This window comes from Pseudomonas psychrophila HA-4, assembly GCF_000282975.1.
GTDB lineage: Bacteria > Pseudomonadota > Gammaproteobacteria > Pseudomonadales > Pseudomonadaceae > Aquipseudomonas > Aquipseudomonas psychrophila_A.
On sequence record NZ_ALJC01000075.1, the window covers coordinates 23,282 to 43,173 of the forward strand.

Annotated in this window: 25 protein-coding genes; 5 read left to right on the forward strand and 20 right to left on the reverse strand. The window is 54.7% G+C overall.

Translation table 11 applies throughout. The features are described 5' to 3' along the window. The first annotated feature begins 126 nt into the window (after positions 1 to 126). Both rssB and rssC read left to right on the forward strand, forming a co-directional pair. The gene (gene rssB / locus B347_RS0109435) at positions 127 to 1,311 is read left to right on the forward strand and encodes a two-component system response regulator RssB (protein WP_019409463.1); all 1,185 of its coding nucleotides are present in this window, start codon (positions 127 to 129) and stop codon (positions 1,309 to 1,311) included. After that, a complete protein-coding gene (rssC, locus tag B347_RS0109440; protein WP_019409464.1) occupies positions 1,308 to 1,790 on the forward strand; it encodes an anti-sigma factor antagonist RssC in 483 nt (160 codons plus the stop codon). Before rssB ends, rssC begins: the two co-directional genes overlap by 4 nt. 64 nt (positions 1,791 to 1,854) lie before the next feature. Here rssC and dusA read toward each other — a convergent pair whose 3' ends face one another. Beyond that, positions 1,855 to 2,865: a tRNA dihydrouridine(20/20a) synthase DusA gene (gene dusA / locus B347_RS0109445; RefSeq protein ID WP_026014088.1), complete on the reverse strand. Its 1,011-nt coding sequence runs from the start codon at positions 2,863 to 2,865 to the stop codon at positions 1,855 to 1,857. Positions 2,866 to 2,968: 103 nt separating this feature from the next. Here dusA and B347_RS0109450 point away from each other — a divergent pair, with 103 nt between their 5' ends. Then, positions 2,969 to 4,120 (forward strand): site-specific integrase, encoded by a 1,152-nt coding sequence (locus B347_RS0109450; protein ID WP_026014089.1) that lies wholly within the window; start codon positions 2,969 to 2,971, stop codon positions 4,118 to 4,120. Here the strand turns inward: B347_RS0109450 and B347_RS0109455 are convergent. The 10 genes from B347_RS0109455 to B347_RS0109505 all read right to left on the reverse strand — a co-directional run bounded on the left by B347_RS0109455 (position 4,095) and on the right by B347_RS0109505 (position 10,089). Further along, on the reverse strand, positions 4,095 to 4,370 hold the full coding sequence (locus tag B347_RS0109455) for a pyocin activator PrtN family protein (RefSeq protein ID WP_019409467.1): 276 nt from the start codon (positions 4,368 to 4,370) through the stop codon (positions 4,095 to 4,097). The genes B347_RS0109450 and B347_RS0109455 overlap by 26 nt on opposite strands. A 38-nt stretch (positions 4,371 to 4,408) precedes the next feature. Beyond that, positions 4,409 to 4,684, reverse strand: a complete 276-nt coding sequence (locus tag B347_RS24820; protein ID WP_019409468.1) for an Arc family DNA-binding protein — start codon at positions 4,682 to 4,684, stop codon at positions 4,409 to 4,411. A 76-nt stretch (positions 4,685 to 4,760) separates the two neighbouring features. Further along, the gene (locus B347_RS0109465) at positions 4,761 to 5,126 is read right to left on the reverse strand and encodes a DUF7673 family protein (RefSeq protein WP_019409469.1); all 366 of its coding nucleotides are present in this window, start codon (positions 5,124 to 5,126) and stop codon (positions 4,761 to 4,763) included. Between the two features lie 63 nt (positions 5,127 to 5,189). Further along, entirely contained in the window at positions 5,190 to 7,988 is a 2,799-nt protein-coding gene (locus B347_RS0109470) for a toprim domain-containing protein (RefSeq protein WP_192812368.1), read from the reverse strand. A gap of 11 nt (positions 7,989 to 7,999) precedes the next feature. Then, positions 8,000 to 8,242, reverse strand: coding sequence for a hypothetical protein (locus B347_RS0109475; RefSeq protein WP_019409471.1), 243 nt, complete (start codon positions 8,240 to 8,242; stop codon positions 8,000 to 8,002). 71 nt (positions 8,243 to 8,313) lie between these two features. After that, complete coding sequence (locus B347_RS0109480; RefSeq protein WP_019409472.1) at positions 8,314 to 8,688, reverse strand: hypothetical protein; 375 nt, start codon at positions 8,686 to 8,688, stop codon at positions 8,314 to 8,316. Continuing rightward, positions 8,685 to 8,978 carry an ogr/Delta-like zinc finger family protein gene (locus tag B347_RS0109485; RefSeq protein ID WP_019409473.1) on the reverse strand — a complete coding sequence of 98 codons (294 nt, stop codon included), beginning with the start codon at positions 8,976 to 8,978 and terminating at the stop codon, positions 8,685 to 8,687. Before B347_RS0109485 ends, B347_RS0109480 begins: the two co-directional genes overlap by 4 nt. A gap of 11 nt (positions 8,979 to 8,989) precedes the next feature. Then, positions 8,990 to 9,181 carry a hypothetical protein gene (locus B347_RS0109490; protein WP_019409474.1) on the reverse strand — a complete coding sequence of 64 codons (192 nt, stop codon included), beginning with the start codon at positions 9,179 to 9,181 and terminating at the stop codon, positions 8,990 to 8,992. A 142-nt stretch (positions 9,182 to 9,323) separates the two neighbouring features. Next, entirely contained in the window at positions 9,324 to 9,797 is a 474-nt protein-coding gene (locus B347_RS0109500; RefSeq protein WP_019409475.1) for a YmfL family putative regulatory protein, read from the reverse strand. A gap of 40 nt (positions 9,798 to 9,837) precedes the next feature. Beyond that, positions 9,838 to 10,089, reverse strand: coding sequence for a hypothetical protein (locus B347_RS0109505; RefSeq protein ID WP_019409476.1), 252 nt, complete (start codon positions 10,087 to 10,089; stop codon positions 9,838 to 9,840). Positions 10,090 to 10,260: 171 nt separating this feature from the next. On the opposite strand from B347_RS0109505, the gene B347_RS0109510 reads away from it, so the two are divergent. Beyond that, a complete protein-coding gene (locus B347_RS0109510; protein WP_019409477.1) occupies positions 10,261 to 10,674 on the forward strand; it encodes a helix-turn-helix domain-containing protein in 414 nt (137 codons plus the stop codon). Positions 10,675 to 10,716: 42 nt separating this feature from the next. After that, positions 10,717 to 11,214, forward strand: a complete 498-nt coding sequence (locus B347_RS0109515) for a BRCT domain-containing protein (protein ID WP_026014090.1) — start codon at positions 10,717 to 10,719, stop codon at positions 11,212 to 11,214. Positions 11,215 to 11,362: 148 nt separating this feature from the next. Here the strand turns inward: B347_RS0109515 and B347_RS0109520 are convergent, their stop codons facing one another. The 9 genes from B347_RS0109520 to B347_RS25565 form a co-directional block, all read right to left on the reverse strand. Then, complete coding sequence (locus B347_RS0109520; protein WP_019409479.1) at positions 11,363 to 12,721, reverse strand: hypothetical protein; 1,359 nt, start codon at positions 12,719 to 12,721, stop codon at positions 11,363 to 11,365. Positions 12,722 to 12,766: 45 nt separating this feature from the next. Next, complete coding sequence (locus B347_RS0109525) at positions 12,767 to 13,993, reverse strand: phage late control D family protein (protein ID WP_019409480.1); 1,227 nt, start codon at positions 13,991 to 13,993, stop codon at positions 12,767 to 12,769. Further along, positions 13,990 to 14,430, reverse strand: a complete 441-nt coding sequence (locus B347_RS0109530) for a phage tail protein (protein WP_019409481.1) — start codon at positions 14,428 to 14,430, stop codon at positions 13,990 to 13,992. The genes B347_RS0109525 and B347_RS0109530 overlap by 4 nt, the downstream gene beginning before the upstream one ends. Before the next feature lie 5 nt (positions 14,431 to 14,435). Next, positions 14,436 to 16,994, reverse strand: a complete 2,559-nt coding sequence (locus B347_RS0109535) for a phage tail tape measure protein (RefSeq protein WP_019409482.1) — start codon at positions 16,992 to 16,994, stop codon at positions 14,436 to 14,438. Then, positions 16,984 to 17,103, reverse strand: coding sequence for a GpE family phage tail protein (locus B347_RS25875; RefSeq protein WP_019409483.1), 120 nt, complete (start codon positions 17,101 to 17,103; stop codon positions 16,984 to 16,986). Before B347_RS25875 ends, B347_RS0109535 begins: the two co-directional genes overlap by 11 nt. Before the next feature lie 8 nt (positions 17,104 to 17,111). Beyond that, complete coding sequence (locus B347_RS0109545) at positions 17,112 to 17,450, reverse strand: phage tail assembly protein (RefSeq protein ID WP_019409484.1); 339 nt, start codon at positions 17,448 to 17,450, stop codon at positions 17,112 to 17,114. A 37-nt stretch (positions 17,451 to 17,487) separates the two neighbouring features. Then, positions 17,488 to 18,003: a phage major tail tube protein gene (locus B347_RS0109550; protein WP_019409485.1), complete on the reverse strand. Its 516-nt coding sequence runs from the start codon at positions 18,001 to 18,003 to the stop codon at positions 17,488 to 17,490. Between the two features lie 24 nt (positions 18,004 to 18,027). Next, positions 18,028 to 19,197: a phage tail sheath protein gene (locus B347_RS0109555; RefSeq protein ID WP_019409486.1), complete on the reverse strand. Its 1,170-nt coding sequence runs from the start codon at positions 19,195 to 19,197 to the stop codon at positions 18,028 to 18,030. A gap of 118 nt (positions 19,198 to 19,315) precedes the next feature. Then, positions 19,316 to 19,891: a tail fiber assembly protein gene (locus B347_RS25565; protein ID WP_019409487.1), complete on the reverse strand. Its 576-nt coding sequence runs from the start codon at positions 19,889 to 19,891 to the stop codon at positions 19,316 to 19,318. Between the last annotated feature and the right edge of the window lies 1 nt (position 19,892).

The window sequence follows — 19,892 nt, forward strand, 5'->3', positions numbered from 1 at the left end:
CGGGCAACCTTTGTAGGATCGAGCGCGACAATCGATTTGAGTAGGGATGTTCACAAGCCAATTCAGTCGTAGAGCCCGACGTGTTCGAGTTCTTACGCCAACCCAATTCTGGCGCCATTTGCCCACATGCACAAAACCAGTGCCACGCTGCTGATCATTGATGACGACGAAGTAGTGCGTGCCAGTTTGGCAGCCTATTTGGAAGACAGCGGCTTCAGCGTCCTCCAGGCCAGTAATGGCATGCAGGGTCTTAAGGTGTTCGAGCAAGAGCAACCAGACTTAGTGATCTGCGATCTGCGCATGCCGCAAATGAGTGGCCTTGAGTTGATTCGTCAGGTCGCTCAGCGCTCCTCAGAAACGCCAGTGATCGTGATCTCGGGTGCTGGCGTGATGAGCGATGTGGTCGAAGCGTTGCGTTTGGGCGCCGCGGACTACCTGATCAAGCCGCTTGAAGACCTGGCCGTTCTGGAGCACTCCGTCCATCGGGCGCTAGACCGTGCCCGGTTGCTGCTCGAGAACCAGCGCTACCGTGACAAGCTGGAGTCGGCCAATCGCGAACTAGAAGCCAGCCTGCACTTATTGCAGGAAGACCAAAACGCGGGCAGACAGGTTCAGATGAACATGCTGCCGATCAGCCCCTGGTCCATTGCCGAGTTTGATTTTGCGCACCAGATCATTCCGTCCCTGTACCTGTCTGGCGATTTTGTCGATTACTTCAGGGTCGACGAGCGCCGGGTTGCGTTCTACCTAGCTGATGTGTCCGGACACGGTGCCTCTTCAGCGTTTGTGACGGTACTGCTCAAGTTCATGACTACACGTCTGCTGTTTGAGTCCAAGCGCAACGGCACCTTGCCCGAGTTCAAGCCTTCAGAGGTGCTTGGGCATATCAACCGTGGCTTGATCAACTGCAAGCTGGGCAAGCATGTGACCATGGTTGGCGGTGTGATTGACGAAGAGACCGGGCGGCTGACCTACAGCATCGGCGGGCACCTGCCACTGCCCGTGCTCTACACGCCAGACAGCGTGTCTTATCTGCAAGGGCGAGGGTTGCCGGTTGGCTTGTTTAACGAAGCAACTTATGAAGATCACGTCTTGCAATTGCCTGAAGCATTCAGCCTAACGCTAATGTCTGACGGAATTTTGGACCTTTTGACCGAGCAGACGCTCAAAGAGAAAGAGGCGGCTTTACCACAACTGGTGAAAGCGGCAGGTGGCAGCCTGGATGGTCTGCGCCAGGTTTTTGGATTAGCTACGCTAGGGGAGATGCCGGATGATATCGCCCTGTTGGTGTTAAGCAGGAATCTTAAATGAGTACCGGTAGAATTCAGTTCGCCGAACAGGATGGCACCTTCGTCCTTAAGTTTGTGGGTGAAGTGCGCCTGACACTGTGTTCAGCACTGGATGCGACAATCGAAAGGATCTTCACGGCGCGCAACTTTACGGCCATCGTGATAGACCTAACCGAAACCCGCAGCATCGACAGCACCACATTGGGCTTGCTGGCGAAACTGTCGATTTTGTCGCGTCAAAAAATAGGGTTGTTGCCGACCGTCGTGACCACCCATGAGGACATCACTCGGCTCCTGCAGTCGATGGGCTTCGATCAGGTCTTCAATATCATCAATAGGCCCATACCTTGCCCTGATTGCCTGACAGACTTGCCGTCGCAAGACCAGTCTGAAGAAGTAGTACGAGTCAAAGTGCTAGAAGCGCACAAAATCCTGATGGGCCTTAACGACTCCAATCGTGAAGCCTTTCATGACCTAGTGAACGCCCTCGAGCGTCATTAAGTCTCGTGTGGCGATAAAAAAGGGGCCGTCCTGCATAGGGCGGCCCCTTTTGCTTGCCTGCGATTCAGCGGCCTTCTAGCAATTCCCCGGCTTGATCCAGCAGTGCCAGCGGATCCTTGGTCTTGTGGATATCAACCGACAGCAACTGACGGAAGCGCCGGGCGCCAGGAAACCCCTGGCCCAGCCCTAAAATATGCCGCGTTATGTGATGCATCGCACCGCCGGCGGCGATGTGCGCGGCAATATAAGGTCGCAACAGCGCCAGCACTTGCGCCCGTGAAATAACCGGATCGGCACTGCCAAACAACTGCTGATCGACCTCGGCCAGAATATAAGGATTGTGATACGCCTCACGGCCCAGCATCACTCCGTCAAACACCTGCAAGTGAGTGCGGCATTCCTCCAGTGTCTTGATACCACCGTTCAGAATAATCTCCAGTTCAGGGAAATCAGCTTTCAACTGAGCGGCAACGTCATAGCGCAGCGGTGGAATATCACGATTCTCCTTGGGCGAAAGCCCTTCAAGAATCGCAATTCGCGCATGCACCGTGAAACTCTCGCAGCCGGCGTCGCGCACAGTTCCAACAAAATCACACAGCTCAGCGTAACTGTCTCGCCCGTTGATCCCGATCCGATGCTTGACCGTCACCGGAATCGACACTGCATCGCGCATTGCCTTCACACACTCAGCAACTAGTGCTGGGTGGGCCATCAAACAGGCGCCAATCATATTATTCTGCACCCGATCACTCGGGCAGCCGACATTCAGATTCACCTCGTCATACCCAGCGGCTTGCGCCATACGCGCACAGGCAGCCAAATCAGCCGGAGTACTACCACCCAATTGAAGCGCCAGAGGATGCTCCGCCTCGTCATGACGCAAAAAGCGCTCAGCATCACCGTTCAGCAACGCGCCAGTAGTGACCATCTCGGTGTACAGCAACGCATTCTTGGACAGCAGGCGCAGGAAGAAGCGGCAATGGCGGTCAGTCCAATCCATCATGGGTGCCACACTAAAGCGGCGGGACAGCGCAGGGCTTGATTCTGCTGGGCTACAGCTGTGTTTATCTAGCATTTTATTCAACGTGTTCTGGGCGTGTTTTAGGGCGTTTTCAGGCGTTTTTGGGGGCTCGGTGGTACGATGTACCACTCAAAAACTGACGCGTACCACTTTCGATATGGCGACCATCAGGGCAAGAAAACTGGCAGATGGGACGGTGAGCTATACGGCTCAGATCCGCATCAAGCGCGACGGAGTGCAAGTCTACCAAGAGAGCCAGACTTTCGCCCGTAAACAGGCAGCCCACGTGTGGGCGCGTAAGCGCGAAACGCAGTTGGATGAGCCCGGTGCTATCGAGCGGGCAAGCCTCAAAGGCGCCACGGTAAAAGAGATGAACGTCCGTTACCTGGTCGAAGTCGAAAAAGCACGACCGCTTGGCAAAACCAAGCGTGCCACGCTGACAGCCATAGGCGAGACTTACCTTGGCCAACTCACCGATACAGATATCAATACCCAATGCCTGGTCGACTTTGCCCTGTGGCGGATGAGCAAGGAGGGCGGTGGGGTTCAGCCACAAACCGCCGGCAATGACCTGGCACACCTTGGGGCTGTTCTGGCGATCGCCAAAGACGCCTGGGGCTACTTGGTCGATCCTCTCGCCATGGGCGGTGCCCGGCGTGTGCTGCGCAAGCTGGGCTATAACCTGAAAAGCCGCGAGCGTGATAGACGGCCCACTTTGGACGAATTAGGAGAGCTGCTGACACACTACCAAGCCATGCAGGCGCGACGTGCGTCTGTCATCAATATGTTGAAGGTCGTTGGTTTTGCCTTGTTCTCCACGCGCCGCCTGGATGAAATAACCCGTATTCGTTGGTCGGACATCGACGAGGCTGGGCAGCGGGTGCTGGTGCGCGACATGAAGAACCCTGGGCAGAAAATCGGCAATGACGTGTGGTGTTATCTGCCGGACGAGGCTTGGCAGATCATCAAGACAATGCCCCAAGTCGGCGACGATATCTTCCCCTACAGTCCTGAATCTATCTCTACGTCCTGGGCCAAGGCTTGCAAGCTGTTGGCGATCGATAATTTGCACTTCCATGACCTTCGCCACGAAGGAGTCAGCCGTCTTTTTGAAATGGAATGGGACATTCCGCGTGTGGCGAGTGTCTCTGGCCACAGGGATTGGAACTCGCTGCGGCGATACACCCACCTGCGTGGCAAGGGAGACCGTTATTTGGAATGGGAATGGCATGAAAAGATATTGAAAGCGCCCGTTCAACTGGGCGCCGCATCAATGAAGTGGCTCAACAGACGGGTTTTGACCCGTTGAGCTGGTTGTACTCTTTAACCGCGGCCGCACGTTGTCGATCGAGGTAGGCAGCCAGGTCGGTGATGTGAATGCCCTTGGCGGACTTCTGGCTCGGTTCAAGACGGGTGATCGGAAGCTTGATCTGACCACTCATCACCTTGCGCTGGAACATGTCTGGCGTCAGGTGCGTGAAGTAATCCCGGCAGACCAGTTCCAGCGAGATAATCACCTGGCCATCGTATTGGGCCATCAGGATAAAGGCGGTGTTCATGCTGCCTCCGATGCCTGTGAGGAGGGGTGAGGGTACCCTTAATCATGAGATACCGTCTGCTCAAGCTCCTGAATTCGGGCGCTGAGCTGCTGTATCAGTAGGGACTGGCGTGCGACCAGATCGGTGTCCACGAAGGAGCGCTCGAGGCGGATGGTTATTTCAGAGTTCATACTCCGATGGCGTTCGCTGGCCAATGCCTCAATTCGTGAGCGCATACCGTTGGGCATTCGCAGCACAAATTTGTCGGCGGTGCGTGAGTCGTAACGGTTCGTGGTAGCTTCTGCGGTGCCGCCTTTGGGTTGATTCACTTGCATGGTGCTTCTCCTTTTGGTGGTCGGTGTCGAGGGGTTGCAGCCCCTCGGCACCACTTCTTTTCCGGCTCAATCGGTGTCAGTTTTGTTGTGCAGCCCAGTCTTTTTTCAGTTGTGACCAGACGGCCTCGCCGTTCTCGACATATTCGTGTACCTCCATTTCCGGGCGCTGGTCCATGTGCAGCAGGTCTATGCAGTCTTTGAACAGAGCTGTGTCCAAGCCGCGTAACTCGGTGAGTGGAAAAGGGAATGCGCTACCGTTGTACAGGCTGAGCAAGAACCCGCCGACGATGCGGCTTTGGCCTGAATAACGCTGAGCGATGGGTAATAACCGGTTCAGCGCGGCGATACCAGCATCGCGAATAGCAGGGCGTTCTTGTTCTTCGGCGGCTAACTGGGCCGCTATAGCTTGATTTGCTGTGGTGGTTGAACAGTGAGATTGCATGGTGCTTCTCCTTTGGGGTGGTGTCAGACGTTGCAGCGTCTAACGGGTGTTTCAGATGATTCATCAGGCTTGGAAGTGCCAGCACTTCACGATGGGTTGCTTGGTGACTGTCGCGTTAGAGTTCTTGGCCTGGTGGGACCGTACTGCGCTGTCGGTCGCCTTGTTGATGTCGAGCAGCTTCCGCGAGCGGGAGTCTTTCAGGCGCTCGCGTAACTCGCTGACGTCGGCGATTTTCTGGCGATGCTCGGCGGCGCACTTCACAAAGTCATTGAGGTTGATGGCGATGACGTGGTCTTTTTTGCTGTGGTTGACCACCGGGCCGTCGGCATCGAGGCCTTCCAGGTATTCGTAGACTTCCCAGAATTCAGCCACCACCGGATGGTCGGAACTGATCGAAGCCTGTCGCTCAAGTGCCATGCGAATGATCTGCGCGCGGGTGTGGTCGATTTGTACGTCGGTGAGTGGCACTACCATGCGCAGGCAGTCCAGCAGGGTGAGCAGTTGGGCGTGGTTCTTGTTGATCCGTTCCACACGGATGTAGCCGCGCAGCTTGTTGCCACAATTGCTGCATTCGCCGTGCTCGTCTTTGAATGGTGTCTCGCAGGCAAAGCAGTGGGCGTGCAGGTTGCGCAACTTCGCTTCGTAGCCCGCTATGTGCTGACCAAACAACTCCATCACCTCCAGCTCTTTGCGTGCGGCCTGCAGCACAAAGTTGCTGAGCGTAGAACCCTCCAGAGCATTAAGGCGATCTGCCGCCGCACGGCTTTCAGCGGTGATGTTCGGTCGTACAAAGTGCAGTTTGACGATCCGCGTCATAATCGCCTCAGACGCCACCACAGGGGCGTTCTGGCTAATGGCGATGGTGCCGCGAAACGGTGGCTCGTAGGTTTCGTTACCGGCGGTTTTAACACCCTTGGTCGCCAGAGTGCCGCCGCCGTAGTAATCCTTGAGTTCGTCCCATTCGAAGGTTTTAGCGTGGGTCTTGTCGTCGCCACTGCGGTCTGATTCCAGCAACACGATGGGCATGCCGGACACCTGGCCCATCAAGCGGCTGCGGCCTGCCTTGGTCGATTTAGACGGGTCAAACCCTTCATAACCGTCCCGGCCTGCAAGCTTCCATAGCAGGGTGAGTAACGTGGTTTTACCCGCGCCGGCCTCGCCGGTGGCTTCAAGAAACGGAAATGACTGGTAGCGACCCCGGATCTGCTCGGCGAACAGCGAGCCAAACCAGAAGGTCAGCGCCACAATGCCTTGGGCGCCAAAGCACTGCCAAAGAAGGCCAAGCCATTGTTGGTCGTACTTTTTGCCGTCTTTCTCCAGATTGATCCGCACTCCCTTTTGCAGGGTTTTAAGCTTGAGCTTGCCCATTTCAAAGAATTCCTCCTCGTTGATGTGGATGACCTGGCCATCGCGGATGGCGACGTCGTTGAACACGTAGCAGCGGTACTCCTTGCTGTAGCCCACGTAGTCGATGGTCTGAACGGTCTTGATGCCAAAGAGCTGGTCTTTCATGAGTTTGTCCAACTGCTGCCCACTGCCGGTGAACACGGCTCCGGCGCCCATGCCGAGAAGTCTTTTTTTGAATTCGCTGGCGGCAGCAACCTGGCCGCCAGTGAAGGTGTTCTTCACTGAGCCGCCGTCATGCGGGAAATCGACGCGGAAGAAGTACCAGGACTCGTCTGTGATTTCGTTGCGCTGGAAATAAAGGGCTTTTGGGTAGCAATTGGCGATCTCCACCACGCAGCCGGCCATCTGCAAAGCCTTTTCCCGAATCTGCTTTTCGGTAAGCACTTGCGCTTCTTGTTTCTCGCTTTTGTCGAATGTCTGTTTGGCGGCGTTGAACTTCACGATGTCCAACTTCCACCAGTACAAGCGTGAATCGAAACAGAAGTGGAACTCCTCGCGCTCCCGCCACTGGTACATGAGCAACGCCTTGTCGCTGGCGCTCTCGGCAATAAGCAGATCGCCCTGGTGCCTGGCTTCCCTCAGATCTTTTTTGATGCGCTCTGCGCGTGCTGAGTCGTCGTCAATAAATGCCCAGCGTTGATGCAGATCGTTCCAGTCAACTTTCCGCGCATCTGGTTGCGGAATTTGCGCGGCTTCGCATGTGAAGCCCAGTTCACGGGCGCGCATGACCCACATGTGGGTGTATCTGTGGGCGCCTGGCTCATTGTCCAGAGCCCAGATCAACTTGGGTGTTTTCCCGCCGCGAGCGGTGATAAGGGCCTTCAATGACTCCTCGGGAAAGGCATTCGAGGACAGTGCCGAAACAGCTGAAACGTTGTTATGAATAAGCGCGATGGCATCGAAGATGCCTTCTACGATCCATAGTTCATCGACCTGCAGCAGATCAAGACAAGGCGGGCACCACCAGTAGCCCCTGTAGCTGTTCCCTTTTTCAAACTGCGCTTTCATCTTGCCGAAGCGCGAAGGCTGGTCGATCAGGCGTTGCCAGTACCCGCCGCGTTCCAGAGGGAACCGTACGGTGGCTGAACCCATATTCAGCCTGCCGTCGAAATAGCTGTCCTGCGTATACCAGCCCTCAATCAGATCGAGGCGAAACCCACGGGCAAATGAGAGATAAGCCTTAGCGCTCGCGGCGGGTTGCTCGCTGCTAGCCGGGGCGCGCTTGCTCCAGTTGTCGAACAGGTCGGGATACAGCTCTTTGACTGGCACCATGTACCGGCATTTTTCTTCGCGACCACAGCGGATAAACCAAGGCTCGTCGTGTCGGGAAAACAGGCGTTTCTGGTTGCACTGCGGGCAGGTGCCCTTACGCATGTAATGCGTGTCCTTCATGTGCTGAAGGCCGTAATCAGACTCTAAACGCTGAATCACGTCAGCGCGGATCTGCTGCTCCATGGGCTTGCGATTCACTGCGCATGCTCCGCAACCACAACAAGCTGCTTTTTCAGCTCGCTGCGCGTTTTGCAGAGGCCTGCCAGATAGGGCATGTCCTCAAGCACCTTCGGCGCCCGTTGACCAGTCGGTACATGCCGGTAGCGATCGGAGTACCAGATATCAGCCAAGGTGACTTCGTATTGAGTGGTCAGCCACAGCAGGTAGTGCTGCGCCTGATGTTCGTCCATCTCAAGTTTTATGGTGATCTTGTTCATTTCGGCCACCAGTAAGGTGCAAATTCCCCCTACCCACGCACAGCGGGCATCCATCAGGGAGTGGTTTCGGGTTAGTGCGGGAGGTTGCGCGTCAGCAACATGCGCGCCGGTAGCAGGCGTGCAGAAACGGGGTGTCGTTGCTGTGTACAGGTGTCCAGCAGCAAGATAACCGGGCGGAACAACCCGCTACTGGGGTGAATGCCAAGCCAGTCGACACGTTTACAGGTCATGCTTTCAAACTCGGCGACAGCCAGTTCTGCGATGCGCTGCACCAGGTGCGAAGGCACTTCAAGCGACAGTGTCAGATAGCTGATGCAGTTATCCAGCAACTGGTTATCACCGGCCAAATGCTGAGAGCTGTGGCGGTACAGATAGGCCACGGCTGCTTGTTGCATCGCGACGCGGTAGTCGCTGGCCGGGTTCGTGGTCAGGGTGATCGAGTTCATAATGTTGCGGCCTCCAGTACCAGTTTATCGAGCAGATCGGGTTGATCATTGGCGGTTCGCATTGCCTGGCGCCGAATGACCACATCAGCCACTGGCAGGCATACCTCGGGGTTGGGCATGCCGCTGGGGCTCAGTTCATGAGTCATTTGGAATTCTGCCCGCACCGCCCAGCCGCAGGCTTCGTTGGTGCATTGCATGTACGTGATCCGCAGGAAAATATGCTGGCCTTCGCTGGTACGGATGCGCATACGGCCGTGGCAGTGGGGGCAGACCAGCTTGTAGGTGCTCATGGTCACGTCCTTTACAGCAGTTCCGCAGTTTCATGGGCGATGTTTAGCGGGGTAATTGCATCACCGATGGCTAACCGGATATCAGTGCCGGAGCAGGGGTTATTGGTGGTAGCGGCAATTTCTTTTAGGGTGTTGAGACGCTGCTGGGCGATAGCCAGTAGATCCAATAAATGTTGTCTGTCTTTTTCGGAGATATAAGTCATGGCCATTCACTCAAAACAGGAAGTAGAAAGGATGAACCTGGTCCAGGCGTGCGTGCCGAAGACATACGTTTCGCCGTCGACGATGTAGCCACCGTGCTGAAGGAGATCAAGACGCGTCTCGGCAAGGGCTGGTGACAGGCGCTCACTGTTTGGTCCCCCGGCTGTGCAGCAGAATCGTTGCCAGAACCTCGGACTGGCGAGCTGACATGTAGCGACGGTGCGCGGCGAGGATTGCATCCGCTTCGTCCCTCTCGATCACTTCGTCTTCCAGCGCCTTGGCAATGATCTGATCGACCATACCGCGCTTGGCGGCGGCCCTTACGGACCGGCTGTAAAGGTCGACGTTGTCTAATACTTCTGGCCTGGCCAAGGGGACGAACATGCCGCCGTACATCGCAGCGATGTATTCCGGCAGGTGAGTGGTACCTGAGTCCTGTTCCAGCCGATGGATTTGCTCATCACTCAACGGGCGGCTGCCAGCGTTCTCGTAGATGTGGTTATCAAATTTTTTCAGTTCGTACCCCAAGCGCGATGCGGCGCATTCCCGACCACCTTTGTAGTCGTTGATCACTGCGCTCATGACCTGGCGCTTGGTTGCTAGAACTGGACGTTTCATCTTCTGGTATCTCCTCGGAGTAATCGCCCCTACAGTTTCTTTATGCCGTTTTTGAAGCAGCCTGCCGTTCAAAGTGGTCAGCTAGGATGCCGGGGAGGACTTCAATACCAATGATTAGCGATAAGTCTTGCATGATGCGAAATGACAGCCGGCCTCTAGGCAGAGTGTCGTGGCCAGCCCAGCGTTTCACTACCTGGGTAACGGTGCGCGGCTCATAGCCATGTGTCAGGGCAAATTGTCGAAAATTGCTTCCGCTTTCGATGAGTCCTGCTTGAATTTGGCGCTTATTCATGAGCTATGCTCCAGCTGTATATCTAAAGAAAATTCCCACGAAACTTTAGGATTGCTCATGTGTGGTTGTGATCCGCGCATGGTTTGAATGTACCCATTTGGTTAGAATGTTCTCACATGGGAATAAGGCTAAATTCTCGGTTGGGTATTTGTCAAGGAGTAAAGGTCTCAAATGGGCATCGGAGAAAGAATCCGTCGAGCGATTGAAGCTCGTAATTTATCCCTCAAAGAAGCTGCAAAGACCTGTGATATCTCTTATAGCTCGTTGCAGAACTGGGTCGGGGGGCTGCGAGAGCCCCGCCCAGATGCTCTTGTAGCTATAGGGTCCCAATTGGGTATTTCCATCGATTGGTTATTGACCGGGGATGGCCGGATGTTCCGCGTAGAAGGAGAGGTACAGGCTTCTAGTGAGGCCTATGCAGATAGCGCTCGGGAGAGGGCCGTGATGGCTCTATTCCGCCTGTTGCCTGATGAAGATCAACGAGAAATAGAGTTTGTTATCGCTGGTAAGAAGCGATTGTTGGACATAGAGAGGCGCTTGAACGATTTGAGTGCAGTGATGGCGGACGGTAAAAGTTCGATCTAGTCTGTTCCCATTGGGAACAAACCAGATAGGAGTAATTGCCGCATGTCATCAGTAGGAGCCCAGAAAACTGATCGATTGCTGTCCTTTTCTTACAAGGACAGCAAAGGCCGTGTGAGTGAGCGAGAACTCTCACACTGGAAGGAAACCTCAATGTACATTCAAGGCCGGGTTGGTGATGATTCCTTTTACCGAACCTTCCGCAAGGATCGTGTGTTGGAATATTTCCAAGGTACTCAATACCTGCTCCTTGAAAGGGCTCCGCCCCCACCAGTTTTCTCTACATCCTTGCCAACTGATGTGCGGGGGCAAATCCTCTTTACCGGATTTAGGGCAGAAGAGCGAGCTAACCTGGAAGCGCTTGCATCAGCCAACGGTCTACGGGTAGTCAAGACTCCAACCAAGGGACTGGCATTTCTTTGTGCAGGCTGCAATGCCGGGTGGACAAAGGTAAAAGCCGCTGTAGAAAAAGACGCTTTTATTTTGAGTTCGGCGCAACTGCTGGAAATGTTAGAAACAGGTAACATCTCAGAGGATACATAGGTTCAGTAGCTTTCCGTACTGAGGTGGGAATAGCAATATTTAGGCGTACTGGCGCTGTACTGTTGATCGAGTCAAGTTGCGAAGGTCATGTGTAAGAAAAGCCCCGGCAATAGTCGGGGCTTTGTAATTATATATGTTGATAGGTGTTTTATTTTGCCGCTTCTTCAGTTGATTCTATTTCGTTATCATTAACAGCTTCGTTGCGCTTTGGTTGTTTTGATTTTGGCATGGCTGTAGGGTATTCGAAGCTGTTCCCCAAGTCTTTTGATAGATGGCTTTTTAGTACCTCTACTTTAAGATGTACTTGTTCTTGAAACAGAATCTCATTGCTAATGTCGAGATTTTTGGCTGCCGAATGGACTGACTCTCTGGCGAGGACTAACAATTTTGCTAATGTGAGTCGGTCGCTATGAATTGTAAATATTTTCTGAATTATTGTAGATGTTAATCGCCAGCTGTAATAGATAGCTATTCCGAAGACGGCTGCGAATGGAATTCGCAGGATGAAAGATCCAATAATCTCAGCGGTATTTTTGTAGTCGGCTAATAATAGCTTGCTTGCCCCGGAATATAGTTCGTAAATAGAAAAAATAATAGCTAATAATGGGAGGGTAATTAAGAATACATAAATTGCTGCCTGTGATCTTCCTTCTTTGACGTAAGGTCCATACTCATCTGATATGAGGTTTTTGTCAGAGGTTAATTTTGTAAGTTCTGCTTTGAGTTTTGAAATGTCTTTATTGTGGCTAAGTACGGTTTCATTGAGTTGTTCTATGTTGTTTTTTGTTTGAGTAAGTAATGATTCACTTCGTACTAATGAGTCTTGTGCATTTTCAAATTTTTCGCTTTCAGTCTGCAGATTGGCGGTAATGAGTCTGAGCTCAGACATTTTGAGGGCATGAGCATTTGATACCTTGGCTAGGGAAGACTCTAATAAAGTTTTATCTTCGGTCAGTGAGCTGATACTTTCGTGCAGTTCAGTGCAGTCATTTCTAAGGGTTTCTTTGAATTTCTCTAAGTCTCGCTTTAAATTAATTATCGCTACAATGTCTTCGGAATGCTCCGAAATTTCTTTGATGCCAGTACCGTAGATTCGTATCTTTGTGAGCTTTGGGTTGTTTAAAGTAGAGCTGCTATATATTTCGAACCATTCGCAAAAGCTACGTGCGTAGCCAAAAACAAATTTGATATTGGAGTCAAGGGTTATTAGATTTAAATTGTACGAAGGTTTTCCTAATGGCTTAATAATTACTGCTAGGTTTGTGGGTATTTTAGAGTTTTCTCCATAAAAATTAATGGAATCTAAGTAAAAAGGTTCTTCCGGTGTAAAGCGTTTTGCTGCTCTTGTGATTTTTACCGGCTTGGCCGTTGCCAAAGATTCATTCAGTAGTACTTGGCATTGGGGAGTAGTTCTCCATAGCAAGTTATTTACCAAGTCTAGAGTTGGAAGTTTATTTTCCAACTCGGTAAGTTTTGATTCAATATCTTCTGCTGATTGATCTGACATGATAGCTCCATTATTCTCAGGCATGCATAGAATAGTGGCTTATGGCTACATTTTCATCTTCTTCCACTCACGATCTACAGCTCTTTTTGCAGAATCTCCTGCCGCATATAACCATTTCAACCGCCTAGGCATTGACTGGTCTCCTGCAGTGACTGCCTTTACCTTCTCAGTTTTTGGGTCACGGAAATACGCAATAACCCCCGTAAAATCACCCTGATCTTCTTCGACCAGATCCTCCACTCCATCCTCCGGCAACTTGCTTTCCAGCTCCAGGCTCACGGTATAGCCGCCGTCAGCGGTGAGGCTGTGCTGCACGTTGCCGCCGTACCAGATGATTTCGTCAATCTCGGCTTTGACGCCTTGGAGCGTGTAGGTCAGCTCGGGGATTAGGTCTGGGCGCCCCATGGCCAGGCTGTAGCTGATGGTCGCGCTGCCCCGTTGCAACCGCTTGAATTCTGATCGAGCAGCACGCAGGGCTGATTGTTGATCGCTGTAGGTATGGCGCAGGTCTTTGAGATTGTCGCCGCCACCAGCGATGGCTTCCTGCTTTTTGGCGCTGTTGACGTCGTAGTAATAGGCGCGCACACCGTCATAGCTGTCGCGGTCGGCTTGCAGGTAGCGGTGTTGGTCGCCCTCGGCGCGGGTGAGGGTGATGTGGGGCAGGTCCAGGCCGCTCGCGGCTTTACCGCCGCCTGCTGGCATGCACAGAAGGCAGCCGGCTTTGACGCTGGCCACTGCGTCGAACTCTTCACCCAGACGGCTGATCATGTTGGCGTCAGACTCGTTGGCCTGATCGAGTTGCAGGATGGGCAAGCCGTAGAGAGGGACGGCAATGGTGGCGGTCAGGCCGTTGCCGATGGCGATATCGCTCAGGACCTCGCCAAGGGTGGTGTTGCTCCAGCTGCGTTCGCGTTTGGTTTTCAGGCCTTTGCGTAGGTCTGCCGATCGAGCGCGAATACTCAACACGTCCGGGGCGCCGCTGTGTTCGATTTCGTCGACGGTGTAGATGCCTTTGTCCACCAGGCCGGTGTCACTCCAGCCCAGCCATAGCCTAAGCACCGCGCCTTTGGGCGGGATGGACAGCAGGCCGTCATGGTCGCTGAGGGTGAGGCTGAGTTGATCCGCTTCGACGCCACGGTTGTCGGTCAATTCCAGGCTCATCAGGCGCGGGCTGATGAGTTGGGCGATATCGTAGCCGTCGACGGTGAGGCGGAAGGCAGGAACTGGGTAAGCAGCGTCGCGCTCGGCACTGCCGTTGAGATACCCGATCACAACAAGCCTCGCAGGATGTTGGCGCCAATGCTGGTACTGGCACCGAGCAGGTCGATGCGGTCATCGTCGGTACGCTTGAGGCTCAGGGTGAACTCAATGCGCCTTGGTGTGCCGTCGCGAAAAAACAGGGTCTTGGTTTCGCTCAAGCTCTCGATCACCCAGAGGCCATAGATGCGGCCACTGCCTTCGACCATGGGCCAGGCTTTGCCGGTGTTCGCCATCAAGCGCAGGGCGTCAAGACTGAGGGCGCTACCGGCCAGCTCGGGAAATATGATGCCGGGCAGGGTGATAGTGTCGTCGCCACGGCCCACAAACTGCCGTGCGGGAGGCGCGCCGATACGGTTATTGCTGGCGTGGCGCCAGTCGGTTTGGCGCTGCAGCTCCTGGTAGGCGGCGGTTGAGAGGCTAAACACGAACATGCCTAGGGCAAGCATCATGGGGGTTATTCCAGGTCGGAAAGTTTGCTGCGCTGGCGCGCCTTTTTTTCGTTCTCTATGCGGGACAGCATGGCTCGCAGGCTCTTTTCCATGCTTTGCAGATCCATGCCAGGCGCCGCCGTTAAGGTGAATTCGTAGGTGTCGTGGCTGTCGTATATGGCAGCAACGGGCGAGCTACCGATGGGTGGGCGATCATCCACGGCCAAGGCGGGCAAGGTGGTCGCGCTCAGGGCAAAGGTGCCCGCCGCTGTCAATTGCTTGGCCATTCGAGTCAGTGCGTCGAGCGGGCCTTTCTGGCCACCTTCCAGACCTTGGGTTAGACCGGCCATGGTGAAGCCGCCCAGTTCGGCGAACACGCGCGATGGGCTGTGGATATCGAGTTTTTCCTTGAACCACGCAATGGTCGAATCGCCGATGTCGTTGATGGCAGTTTTGATCTTGCCCAAACCGGCATACAGCCCGTTGACCAGGCCGTTGACGATCATGTTGCCGAACTCGGTAAAGCGGTTGGGCAGGTCAATGCCCAGATAACTCAGTACTTCGGCAAAGGCTTGGTATATCAGGCCGACTGGGTTGAAGTTGGTCAGCACCGTCACGATGCCGCCAACACCCCCGTCAAAACCGGCTTTGATTTCTGCCCAGGCACTGATGAAGTAGCGTTTGACGGCATCCCAGTTGTCATAGATCAGGTAGGCGGCTGCGGCGATGGCGCTGATAGCGATACCGACCGGATTGAGCATCAGCGCTCGACCGAGCCAAAGCACGGCCTTGCCAACAAAGGGCAGTACGTTCTTGCCTAGGCTCCAAAACATTGCGATCAAACTGGGTAGGCGAATACCCAGTTGAGCCAACATCAGGCGCAGCGCAATGAATGGCAGCAACGCACTGGCGACAGTAATCATCAGGCCACCTACTATTGCAGTGAGACCAGCAATAACTGCTGCTGCCTTGACCAATCCTGCACTGAGAGTCGGGTTTTCTTTCGCCCAAGTTTTTACGCTGCGGACAACATCGGTGATTGACTGCACCAAGTCGCGCAAAGGACCATCTTGCTGCTCTTCCAGTTCTATGCCGAAGTCTTCCCACGCGCTTCTAAGGGTGGTCATATCACCCTTGAGATTATCAGCCATCACGCGGGATGTTTTGCTTGCTTCGCCTTGGGTATCGCGCAAGGTGGCAATCAGTTTTTGCAGCTCGCCGATACCCGCCTGATCCACCAACTGGGCCATGCCCTTGACCGCTTCTTCCCCTGCGATAGCCTTGAACAACCCCCCTTTTTTGGCAGTGCCCATGGCTTTGGTCTTATCGTAAATCTCTTTAAGGATGTCAGGGATTTGCCGCAGATTGCCATTGGCATCAGCTGTTTTAATGTTCAATTCATCGAGGGCTTTGCGCGCAGCCTTGGGGGGTGCAGCCAAGCGGTTCATGATTGAGCTGAGTGCTGTCCCGCCCATGCTGCCTTGTAGCCCAGCGTCACCCAGTTTGCCCGCCATGGCGGCGGCGACTTCCAGTTCTACGCCGTAGGTTTTTGCCATGGGCGCCGCGTACTTCATTGTCTCGCCAAGCATTTGTAGGTTGGTGTTTGAGCGGGTGAAGGTTCCCACCAGTACATCACCGAGTTTTCCCATCTGATCTGCCTGTAAACCAAGTCCAGACATGATGTTTGAAGCAATGTCGGCGGTCTGTGCCAGATCTGCGCCCCCAGCGGCAGCCAGGTTGAGCATGCCGGGCATGGCGGCTTTTATGGCCTTCGGATCGAAGCCAGCCATGCCTAAATACCCTTGCGCATCAGCAGCCTGACCCGCAGTGAATTGGGTCGAGCCGCCCAGTTGACGTGCTTGGTCTCGCAGGGCCTTGAGTTGTGGGTCATCTTTATCCAGTCGACTGATGGCTTGGACACGACTCATGCTGGCGTCGAACTCAACCCCCGGTTTTATCAGTCGTGCCCCGGCATACAGTGCAGCACCACCGCTGGCTGCGGCCATGGCTCCCGTGCCTGCCATAGACTGGGCAGTTTGTCGTTGTCTGTCGTAATTCGCTCGGGCGGTAGCCAGGGCGTTTTGACGTTTACCGATGGCGTTAAGACGGTCTTTTTGGGTGTTGAGTGAGCGATTGGCTGCGTCGACTTCTGTTTTCAGTCGCGCTTCGTGTTCGCCAAGCTTGCCAGTGGCAATTCCGGCCTCCTTAAGCTTGGTCATATGGGGCGTTAGTCCCTTGCGTTGTTCTTGCAGCTTTGTGGTCAGATCTCGAACAGATTCGTGGGCTTTTCGCATGTCATTTTTAAATTTCCCTGACGCAGCGTTGCCGCTATTGTTCATCGCTGTCTTTAACTGGCGCAGCTTTTCCTGTGCGGTGTTTAGTTTGTCGGAGGTTGCGGCGATGGCGCCTTGTTGCTTTTTAAAAGAAGCAATATTGGATTGCTGATCTTTCAGCGCCTTGAGTTGGTCGCGTGCCGCTTTCAACGCTTTAGCAGTGTTCGTGCTTCCTCCTGTGATACGCCGTAACGGCCCGGTGACTTTGTCAATGGCATTAAGCAATACCTGAATTCGCAGATCATTTGCCATCGGTCGAACTCCGCACCCTGGCACGCTCGCGCCAGTCCATCAGTTCTTGCAGGCCCAGGTGATCCATATCAGCCGGTGCCCAGTGAAACACCACGGCCAAGTCGGCCATGGCGTCTTCTACGCAACGAGGGATGCGTCCGTTTTCATCGATTTCTGCAGCAAAAAACCAGACACCTTGCTGCTGAGGGCGAACAGGTCGGCCGGGTCCATGGCGCTGACTTCAACCACGGTCAGGGTGGGCGTGCTGATGCGCGGTAGCACCTTGATCAGGCTGTTGACGTCCATTTGCAGCAGCTCGGCCAGGCTCACGCCGCGCAGTTCGCCCGAGTTGGGTTTGCGCAGGGTGATGCTGTCGATGGTGGTGGTACCGCGACGGATCGGGGTGTCGAGGATGACGGTGTTATCGTCGGCCAAGGGCTGAACGTCGGGCTGCTCGGTGGTCGCTTTTGTGGTCATGGATGAAGCTCCTGCGGCTGTGGATTGAGGGGGTGTATCAGAGGCCAATGGCTGAGCGCTGTTTATCCAGCATGTCCACGCCACCTATTTTCTCGATGAAGTTGAGCAGATCGATCTCGATGATTTCTTCGTTGTCGACGGTCAGCTTGTAGTAGGTGCAGGCGGTGGTCATGGCGTGTTCAGTGTCTTCGCCTGGCTGCGCATCACCCATTTCAATGGTCTCGTGACGACCACGCACGACGACTTCTACGGCGCTAACTTCGCCTGTGTCGTCTTGCTCAAAAGAACCGGAAAAGCGTAGTGCAACGCCTGAAGCGTTGACCGCACCGAACTGTTTGAGTGAGATCAGATCCAGGCCGCCCGTCTTCCATTCCAGCTGTATACCGTCATCGGAGAAGCCCAAGTCGGCCTTGACCGGGCCGTTCATGCCGCCGCCGCGATAGGCCTCCATCTTGCGGCCGAGGGCCGGCAGGGTGACGGACTTGGCAACACCGGTGTAGCTGTTGCCGTCGTTAAACAGGTTCATGTTTTTAAGTTTGCGTGGCAGGGCCATGGTGGTGCTCTCCGGAATTCGCGTTTAACTGTTGATGCCTTTGGCAAAGTCGATCAGGTAGCGATCTGTGATGCGTTGGCGGAAGGTGAGGTCTTCCAGAGGTGGCACGGGGGTGTAGTCGTAGTCGACCCAGAGCTTGCCGTCCTTGAGGGTGTCCTTGGTGTTGATGTCTTCCGGGTACCAGCAGCTACCGCCGATCAAATAGCCCTGGGAGATCAGCTCGCGCATCTTGGCGTTTATCCCTTCGACCAGGTCGCGTACCAGAGAGGCGTGCATCGGGCGGTCAACGGCCCACATATGCGCCTCGGCCATGGTGTCCGCGAGGATCTGCGCGGTACGGGTGTAGTTCTCGAAAGCAAACAATGGATCGTCGCTGCAGGTGCGACTGCCCCAGAAGCGGTAGCCGTTGGCGTTGATCAGGGTGGTGATTTCATTGCTGTTGAGGTAATTGGCGTCGGTGGCCGGGTTTTGCAGGTCCCAGAACACATCGGCGCTGATACCGGTCACGCCGCTGACCGAGACGTTTGACAGGGTTTTGTGCCAGCCAATCTCCTGGTCGATCTTGGCGCGCAGACCCAATGCACGGGCGACCGCCGGTGCGATCGCGGTTTGGTTGGCCACGGTGTCCCAGTTGAGAAAGTCCGGCCAGATGACCATGGCTTCGCGGGCGCCGAAGTTCTCGCGGTAGGCGACCACTTCTTCCTTGGTTTTACAGCCCCACGCACTGACGTAGGCGAACGCACGCAGGTCTTTGGCGATGGCGATCAAGGCGGTGGCCACCGGCAAACTGTCCAGCCCTGGTACACCGAGAATGCGCGGTGTCATGCCCAAGCGGGCCTTGGCGGCGAGCAGGGCTTTCATGCCGGTGTATTTGCCCTCGGCGGTGGTGGTGCCAATCAAGGCACTGGCAGTTGCGGCCTCGTCGGCACCTTCCTGCACACGCACCACGATGGTGTAGGGCTTGGTCTGGTCAGCAATGGCTTGCAGGCTGGCCGCAAGGGTGCCTTTGACCCCAGCCTTGCCGACGGCGGTTTGCACGTTGGTGATCAGTACCGGCGTGTCCAGAGGAAAGACAGTTGCGTCAGCGTCTTCGGCGGTGCAAACCATGCCGATGACTGCGGTAGGGATGGTGCGAATGGGGCGGGTGCCGTCGTTGAGTTCGATGACCCGCACGCCGTGAAGATAGTCGGCCATGGGTGGTGCCTGCGCAGTGGAATGACACTGCACAGGCTGCCGCGCGCGTGGCGGTTGGGCGAGGGGTGAGGCTTGTAGGCGTTGAGGTTACAGGGCACAGAAGTTGGAGTGACTTGTTTCAGTTATCTGGTATTTCGGGCCACACGATAGGAGCGCCTGTTGGCGCTACACGTCCCAATTCAATGGCGTAGTTCTTCCATTGCACCAGTGCCAACTCGCAGCGTGATAACTCTTCCTGCTCTTCTGCAGTAGCGGCAAAAGCTTGCATTCCCGGCTGTTCAATATTGGCCACTGCATCTCTCAGGGTGGCTATGCGGTCGGCCAGCTTAGCCTTTTGAGTATTAGCAACGGCGATGTGGCGGGTTTTATCGGCTGCTTGTCTGCTCTGAATTTGCTCTTGAGTAGGAGCAGGTCGGTCCTGCAAGACGGGGTATCCCTTGGCATTAATACCGATCATCCGCCCTGATTCTTGTCCAGCAATTAGTTCTGTGTACTGCTGATCGCTCAGGGGCAGCAATAGCTCTTCGGGTGGCAGTGTGCAATCAGGGTTCTGCATCCTGACTAAAGGGGGCGCAGTTGGGTTGTCGTCCGCTGGATCTGGGAGCCAATCTGGATCAGGCTTCAACAGTGTTCGTTCGCCGTAGATCAGCGTTGTGAGGAATCCGGCTGTTTGCTTATGAAAATACCAAGCCATT